This is a genomic window from Psychrobacter sp. UBA2514 (assembly GCF_002341255.1).
Lineage (GTDB): Bacteria > Pseudomonadota > Gammaproteobacteria > Pseudomonadales > Moraxellaceae > Psychrobacter > Psychrobacter pacificensis.
This window is the reverse complement of record NZ_DDNS01000022.1, coordinates 24,107-31,899: the sequence shown is the minus strand read 5'-3', so window position 1 is coordinate 31,899 and position 7,793 is coordinate 24,107. Positions and strand designations below refer to the sequence as shown.

At 45.3% G+C, this 7,793-nt stretch carries 7 protein-coding genes; 3 read left to right on the top strand and 4 right to left on the bottom strand.

Going from position 1 to position 7,793, the window contains the following annotated elements; genetic code table 11:
* From B3V51_RS12895 to B3V51_RS07610, 3 genes are all read right to left on the bottom strand, one after another.
* Positions 1–797, bottom strand: a 797-nt coding sequence (locus B3V51_RS12895) for an urease subunit beta (RefSeq protein WP_286708175.1), incomplete at its 3' end; no start/stop codon positions are given.
* A gap of 44 nt (positions 798–841) precedes the next feature.
* The gene (gene ureA, locus B3V51_RS07615; RefSeq protein ID WP_057761815.1) at positions 842–1,144 is read right to left on the bottom strand and encodes an urease subunit gamma; all 303 of its coding nucleotides are present in this window, start codon (positions 1,142–1,144) and stop codon (positions 842–844) included.
* Positions 1,145–1,223: 79 nt separating this feature from the next.
* A complete protein-coding gene (locus B3V51_RS07610) occupies positions 1,224–2,246 on the bottom strand; it encodes an urease accessory protein UreD (protein ID WP_093070425.1) in 1,023 nt (340 codons plus the stop codon).
* Positions 2,247–3,049: 803 nt separating this feature from the next.
* Between B3V51_RS07610 and clpP the strand changes: the two genes are divergently transcribed.
* From clpP to B3V51_RS07595, 3 genes are all read left to right on the top strand, one after another.
* The gene (clpP, locus tag B3V51_RS07605; protein ID WP_212564481.1) at positions 3,050–3,676 is read left to right on the top strand and encodes an ATP-dependent Clp endopeptidase proteolytic subunit ClpP; all 627 of its coding nucleotides are present in this window, start codon (positions 3,050–3,052) and stop codon (positions 3,674–3,676) included.
* 186 nt (positions 3,677–3,862) lie between these two features.
* Positions 3,863–5,137, top strand: coding sequence for an ATP-dependent protease ATP-binding subunit ClpX (clpX, locus tag B3V51_RS07600; protein WP_071002879.1), 1,275 nt, complete (start codon positions 3,863–3,865; stop codon positions 5,135–5,137).
* A gap of 342 nt (positions 5,138–5,479) precedes the next feature.
* The gene (locus B3V51_RS07595) at positions 5,480–6,508 is read left to right on the top strand and encodes an SDR family NAD(P)-dependent oxidoreductase (protein WP_083328923.1); all 1,029 of its coding nucleotides are present in this window, start codon (positions 5,480–5,482) and stop codon (positions 6,506–6,508) included.
* Between the two features lie 93 nt (positions 6,509–6,601).
* Here the strand turns inward: B3V51_RS07595 and B3V51_RS07590 are convergent, their stop codons facing one another.
* Positions 6,602–7,696, bottom strand: coding sequence for a PTS transporter subunit IIC (locus B3V51_RS07590; RefSeq protein WP_212564115.1), 1,095 nt, complete (start codon positions 7,694–7,696; stop codon positions 6,602–6,604).
* Positions 7,697–7,793: the final 97 nt, after the last annotated feature.

The following is a 7,793-nucleotide window of genomic DNA, read 5'->3' as shown; positions in this document are numbered from 1 at the left end:
GCGGTGAGGATTTTGCCTTCACCAGCGATGATTTCGGTCGCGCCGCCAATCGGAATATCGATGGCAGGCTGGATATCAGGATTGCCCGCTTTACCAATCGCGCTGATACGGCCATTTTTGATACCGATATCGGCTTTGTAGATACCCGTATAATCTACAACCAGCGCATTGGTAATCACGGTATCTGCAACCTCAGCCCCCAGCAGTTGCCCTTGACCCATACCATCACGGATGACTTTGCCGCCGCCAAATTTGACTTCTTCACCCTTAATCTCGGTAGTATGGCTAGTACCTTCATCACTTTGTGACGTATTCGCTTGGTCAACAGCAGTATCTTTATGGCTGGTCAAATCCGCCTCAACTTGTAGCCAAAGCTCAGTGTCGGCAAGACGCACTTTATCCCCTGTGGTAGGACCAAAATGCTCTGCATAAATCTGCCGACTCACCCGCTTTTGCGAAGTTTCCAGTTGCTTTTCATCGGTTTTATCTGGTTGAACCGCGCCCATGACACGACCTGCAAAGCCATATACTTCCTGCTTGCCCGCATAAGCCACCAATTCTACCTCTCGCGACTGCCCCGGCTCAAAACGAACTGCCGTGCCGGAGATGATATTTAGGCGATACCCACGGGTCTGCTCTCTATCAAAGCTCAGCGCATCATTGACTTCATAAAAGTGATAGTGCGAGCCGATTTGGATCGGTCTATCGCCAGTATTACTCACACTGATGGTCTGTACTTGTCGTCCTTGGTTTAGGATAATGTCACCATCTTGGATGTTATATTCGCCTGCTTGCATGGGAGCCGCCTTATTTTTGAGTGATCATTTAGTGATAGACAGAACTATACGATGGGATTGTGTACCGTGACCAATTTGGTACCATCAGGGAAGGTCGCCTCAATTTGCACCTCGTCAACCATCTCAGCCACCCCTTCCATGACATCATCGGCAGACAGGTAAGTAGCCCCTTCACTCATTAATTCAGCCACTCTTTTGCCATCTCTAGCCCCTTCCATCAGCAGCATACTGATATAAGCGATGGCTTCGGGGTAATTGAGCTTAACACCGCGGTTTTTGCGGCGCTCAGCCACCATGCCAGCGGTAAATAGCATGAGCTTGTCTTTTTCTGTTGGCGTCAGATGCATGGCAAATCCTTATTTTATTTATTATAAAAGTTATAGCAGATTATCAGGTCGTGTGGCTTAGCTATGAAAAACCGTAGACTTAGGTGTCCCAAATACGCGGACGGCAAGGCTCAAGCTGCCACCAATGATGTCGCAAGCCTTCTCTGATTTGATAAAAAGCTTCAAAACAGCCGCGCACATCTGAACCGATATACCGAATATTAATGGCTTGACCGTTATGAGTACAATAAACCGGTAATCTAGCCTCAGCAATCATATGGCGTAATGCAACGATGGTATTGTCTAAATAGCGAGCTAGGGCCTGCTTCATCGTTGCTAAGGCTGTCTCGTCTGATTGTGCGGCAGAGGCAGGCAGTGCAGCGTTGTCATGTACATCGCTCAAACTTGGCACTGCCCAAAATGACCCATAAATATGCTGATCTGCTAGTCCTAGACTCGATGTAAACCAGCGACTTTGGGCAGCCTGTTTGACACGTTCAGCAACGATAACCTTACCTTCTCGGTAGATATTTAATCCAGTATGATAACGCCCTTGCAAGAACTGCTCATCATATGCTTGCCGCCCAAATACGCTAATCTCCCAAGTCAGCAAGCTAGATGAGTCAGCTAAATCAAAACGGCTCACTGCATGCATATTGGCTTCGTTATAAATAATACTCTCTTGTGGTAGCCATTCTAAGCGAACATGTGCGGCGAGTTTGGCTTGCAGATGTTGGCTTGCATAGGCAGCTATCTTGTCTTGGCTCATACTTTGGTGCGTGTCGTTGTCGTCCGACCGAGCTTTATGTTTTTGGCTGACACCGTCATTACCATACCACTTGCCAGCCCCTGGTGTAGTGATAACAGCATGGCTGCCATTGTCTAAATGCAACTCTATCGTCAGCGTATCACCGCCTGCGATACCTGCTGGCGGATATAACATCAATATATGACAAATGCCTTGCTGCCCACGTGGCTCAGGATATAGGGCACGCTGTACCATAAGCGCGCCCGTGTGCTCACGATGAGATAGCCGCGTCTTAGCGGTAGCAGCCGCAATTTTGGCAATATCTGTGCGCTTAACAGTGTCAAAACTCAATGTTAAAGAAGAAGCCCAACTCATTTTATATACTCATTTGCTCATTTTACTCATTAAATACAATCTAGTAATCTGGTTCCTGACCAAAAAGTCAGTTAATTTCACTGTCTATACAAGCATTATGCCAACTCATATGCAAACACTCTTACATACACTCCACCATCACACCCAACATAATGATTTTACTTTGGTTTTGACTGTATATTTTTTCTTACTAACATGACAAAGCTGGTTTAGCTATTTTTTAATCAGCCTTTTACCGCTGATAACTATTAGATAAATAACGGTTTGCACCAAATTGTGGCGTTTTTCGTTAATATGCACCATTTTTTAGCATTCAAACTTGGACTATTAACACACTATGTCAGGCCGCACTTTCTACTTATAAGAATAACTATGAGTAAATGCGCTTAAGGATTCTTTTGACAACCCACATTTGCACAATTGAATAGTAAGATAGGTAGATTGCAAGGCAGTTAATCAGGTATTCTATGTTAAAAGTATGGTGAGACACTGCTCTATGATATCCATATCGGGGTAAGTTTCTGTGGGATACGCCTGATTTGCAGATAGAATCTGCCTTTTTTGGATATTCTTTCAACTTATATATAAAAATATAGCGGACTCACTTTTTCACCTATTTTATGTACAAACGGGTTTTATAGGCTTGAATAGTGGGCGTAGTCCCCCTATAAACTACCCATTAGCACAAAACATACCAGACAATAAAACCATTTTAACTGTTTTTTATTTTATCCCTTTATCGATAGGACTTTTCTATGACAGATTATGAACGCATCACTGCTAACCCACATTTTGATATGCTAATGAGCGCTCACAAAGAAGTACAAACCACCCAAGCGGCGCTAGTACCAATGGTGGTTGAGCAGTCTTCACGCGGTGAACGCTCGTTTGATATTTTTTCACGCCTATTGCGTGAGCGTGTGATCTTTTTGACAGGCCAAGTCGAAGACCATATGGCCAATCTAATCGTCGCACAGCTGCTATTTCTAGAAGCTGAAAACCCTGACAAAGACATTCATTTGTATATCAATTCACCAGGTGGCTCAGTAAGTGCAGGCTTGGCAATCTTTGATACCATGAACTTTATCAAACCTGAAGTATCCACCATCTGTATGGGCGGTGCTTATAGCATGGGCTCATTCTTGTTGGCCGCGGGTCAAAAAGGTAAGCGCTACTCACTCGCCAATGCTCGCGTGATGATTCACCAGCCATCAGGCGGCGCGCAAGGCCAAGCGACTGATATCGAGATTAATGCTCGTGAAATCCTCAAAATCCGTGATCGCCTAAACCGCATTTTGGCTGAGCGCACCGGCCAGCCACTCGAAAAAATCGAAAAAGACGTCGAGCGCGATTTTTGGTTAGATGCTGAGGAAGCCAAAGAGTACGGTTTGGTTGATGAAGTATTAGAGCGCCGTCCTGAATCTTTGTAATCTCAAATAAGCGCTACGCCTCTCAAACGAGTGCGCCATCATAAGAATAGTTATAGTCTGTTTGTATGGTAAATCAATATGCCGCTCATACCTGATAGATCGTAAGCAGGTATGAGCGTTCAACCAATACAACCATCGATATGTCGCAAATAGACTAACCAGTTTTAAACTTTAGGAGCGCCTTTTATGGCAGAAGATAACACCCCGCATTGTTCGTTTTGTGGTAAAGCCAAAAGTGATGTACAGCAGCTGATTGCTGCTGATGACGCCAATATCTGCAATGAATGTATCGAGCTATGTACTGATCTAATCGCAGACAGTGCAGAACACAGCGATGACGACAGCGACGTAGATACCTCATGGGTCAACAAAAAGCTACCTACCCCAAAAGAGCTGCGTGCCAAGCTTGATGAGTATGTCATCGGTCAGGACGCTGCCAAAAAAGCGTTATCGGTCGCGGTATATAACCATTACAAACGTCTAAAAGTCAGCCAGACACTTGCCAATAACAGCAAAAAAGCCAAAATCGGTGCTGATGACGCGATGGTAGAATTGGCAAAAAGTAACATTTTGCTGATTGGCCCAACGGGTTCTGGTAAGACCTTGCTGGCGCAAACCTTGGCTCGTCTGCTTGATGTGCCATTTGCAATGGCCGATGCCACCACCTTGACCGAAGCAGGGTATGTCGGTGAAGACGTTGAGAACATCGTGCAAAAGCTACTACAAGCGTCTGACTACGATGTGGCCAAAGCGGAACAAGGCATCATCTATATTGATGAAATCGACAAAATTAGCAAAAAAGGTGATAACCCATCGATTACCCGTGATGTATCGGGCGAAGGCGTGCAGCAAGCGCTGCTAAAGCTGATCGAAGGCACCGTTGCTGCGATTCCGCCGCACGGTGGTCGTAAGCATCCACAGCAAGAGCTGATCCAAGTCGATACCAGTAACATCCTAATCATCGTCGGCGGCGCGTTTGCAGGACTTGATAAAGTCATTCAGCAACGTACCGAAAAAGGTGGTATCGGCTTTAACGCAGATGTTAGCTCAAAAGACGACAGCCGTCGTAGCTCAGACTTGCTACAAGAAGTTGAGCCAGAAGATTTGATCAAGTTTGGTTTGATTCCTGAGCTCATCGGTCGTCTGCCTGTGCTTGCAGCGCTCAAAGAGCTTGATGAAGAAGCCTTAGTCCAAATCCTTACCGAACCTAAGAACGCACTGGTCAAACAGTACAAGTACTTGTTCGATATGGAAGGTGCTGAGATCAGCTTTACAGATGAAGCACTTGATGCCATCGCCAAAAAAGCAATGGAGCGTAAAACTGGCGCGCGCGGTCTACGTTCTATCGTAGAAAACGCCCTGCTTGAGACCATGTATGAGCTACCTTCTATGGAAAATGCCAAGACCGTGATGGTTGATGCAGAAGTCATCAATGAAGGTAAAATACCTAAAATTGCTTAATGCATAATGCGACTTAGATGGCTCATTATTAGTAATGAGGTATTCAAAAAAAGCGTCTGGCCTTATAAGCCACGGCGCTTTTTTATGTCTATCGATCGCCTAAATTATTTATCAAAAATTTGATTAACCTTTATATTCCAAGAACACTTAACAGTATAGTGCTTTAGAGATAATTGACGCTCCTCATTACAAAATGATAGCAGTATTTATCAATCGCAAGTAGACCTCATGATTAATCATGCTAATGTAGATAGTCTATTGCGACTTTTATTCTACTGCTGTTTTCCAACGTCTATGGCACCTATGAATACTCACTCTTAATAATACAAAGGACTGTTTATTATGCTTAACAATATAACCACGATGGCGTCCTCATTACGCCAGCACCTGCCCTTTTATACACCCAGCGAACAAGATAATGATATTGCACCTTATTACCAAAATCATGTCGCCGCCATTACTGGCGCAGGTTCTGGGATGGGACGCGAGCTTGCGCTTCACTTAGCAAAAATGGGCTGTCATGTGGCGCTATCAGACATCAATGTAGAACAACTGACACGAACCAAAGAGATGCTGGTTGGTTATGATGTTAAGGTCACCATGACTGTACTTGATGTATCAGACAATGACGCTATGCAAGCGTGGGCGGATAGCGTGATGCGCGACCATGGCAAAGTCAATTTCATCTTTAACAATGCAGGCGTGGCCTTCTCTTCGACGATAGAGGGCGCTAGTATTGAGGAGCTTGAATGGGTGATGGATATCAATTTTTGGGGCGTGGTTTATGGCACCAAAGCGTTTTTGCCACTCATCAAAAACAGTGTCAAACAAAGCGAGGTGACGAGTGATAATCAAAACGATCAACCCCGCCAGTTTAAAGAACATGGTCATGTGATCAATATCTCCAGCTTGTTTGGTTTGACCGCTCAGCCTTCATATTCTGCTTATAATGCCAGTAAGTTTGCGGTACGCGGCTTTACAGAAAGCCTGCGTCAAGAGCTTAACATTCAGAATTGCGGTGTATCAGCGACCTGTATCCATCCAGGCGGTATCAAAACCAATATTGCCAATAGCGCACGTGGCAATGATAGTACCAGTACGGTCGGTATGCCTACTGGTGATAAAGCCATTAAAAGCTTTAATAAACTGTTGAAATTTGATGCCAGCGAAGCAGCTTGGATTATTTTACATGCCGCTGCGACCAATCAGCAGCGCTGCTTAATTGGGAATGATGCCAAAATGGTTGATGCCATTCAGCGGGTATTCCCATCACATTATAGTGAAGTTATAAACGACATCACTCAGTTATCGCGTAAACTAAAACCAAGACGCAATAACAAGCGTAGTGATAAAACAAGTACCGCACCATAACTAACTGACGCTCCTTAAATAAAAAAGCCCTACTGTTTTTGAACAGCAGGGCTTTTTTGTTGTATGGTCACGAATACAAATTTTTAACCGTTTTTAGGGCAGCTTCATATCACCAGCGACTAGCCAGCCCATACGGCGCATGATGTAAGCGACCAAACCTGCAATCACTGCAGGCAATACAAACATCAGAAGGACAATCGCTGTCCATAATTGGGTCGTACTCATGATTTCTTGTGATGCTTCAATAACGCCGAACACACCAACCAGACCAGCGGTACCCATGCCCGCCCCTGTCGCCGTACAAGCCAAGCCAAATCCGACAGTCGCGATAGGGCCAACGATCGCGCTCGCAATAACGGCAGGCAGCAAAACGATAGGTTTTTTTAGCACATTAGGGATTTGCAGCATGCTGGTTCCCAATCCTTGAGATATCACGCCACTAAATCCATTATCCTTAAAACTGGCCACGGCAAAACCAATCATATGCGCGGCACAGCCAACAACTGCGGCACCGCCCGCCAAACCCCCAAGGCCAATCGCAATACAAATGGCAGCGCTCGATGTCGGTAGCGTCAATAAGATACCAACGACGACTGCAATCACGATACCCATCAGCAATGGCTGTAGCTCAGTTGCCGCGTGAATCCCTTGCCCAATCGCATTAACTGCCGCAACAACAGGCGGATTGAGCAGCGCACAGACCAATAGCGCGATACCACACACTGCTAAGGGCACTAATAAAATATCGAGCTTGGTCTTGCCTGCGATCCACGTACCAGCGCGATAAGCGAATACAGACGTCAGATAAGCGCCGATTGGGTTGCCTGGCAGTGCTACAAAGGTCGCAGGGCCACCCTCTTGTGGTATGAATAGCGTTCCTGCCATTAGTGCTTCAGAATGCGCACCCAACATACCTGCTACAAGGCAGCTAAGCATCACGAGTGTTGGCGCTTTTAAATAATAAGCGATACCTACCCCAATGCCCGCCCCCATCAATATTGACGCAAGCTTACCCACGGCGATTAATGCGGGCAAATTCAACCAGCCACCGATTTGCGAGATAATCAAGCCAGCAATTAGTGTGACAAATAGCCCTAACGCCATGCCCGTAAAGGCATTGATAAAGTACTTTTGAAAGAATGCTTTGATAACGCCTGCTTGCGGTACTGCTGAGGGAGATGCTGTCATAACCATACTCTTTATGAATATTTTGATTAAGGAGAAAAGATAATAGAGTGCTTAATAAATTAAAGAGATAAAAAAAGCGTCATGACGACGCTTTTTT

Coding starts and splice junctions, on each gene's coding strand:
- ureA (WP_057761815.1), bottom strand. CDS start 1,144: ATGCATCTGACGCCAACAGAAAAAGACAAGCTCATGCTATTTACCGCT.
- B3V51_RS07595 (WP_083328923.1), top strand. CDS start 5,480: ATGCTTAACAATATAACCACGATGGCGTCCTCATTACGCCAGCACCTG.
- B3V51_RS07610 (WP_093070425.1), bottom strand. CDS start 2,246: ATGAGTTGGGCTTCTTCTTTAACATTGAGTTTTGACACTGTTAAGCGC.
- clpP (WP_212564481.1), top strand. CDS start 3,050: ATGAGCGCTCACAAAGAAGTACAAACCACCCAAGCGGCGCTAGTACCA.
- clpX (WP_071002879.1), top strand. CDS start 3,863: ATGGCAGAAGATAACACCCCGCATTGTTCGTTTTGTGGTAAAGCCAAA.
- B3V51_RS07590 (WP_212564115.1), bottom strand. CDS start 7,696: ATGACAGCATCTCCCTCAGCAGTACCGCAAGCAGGCGTTATCAAAGCA.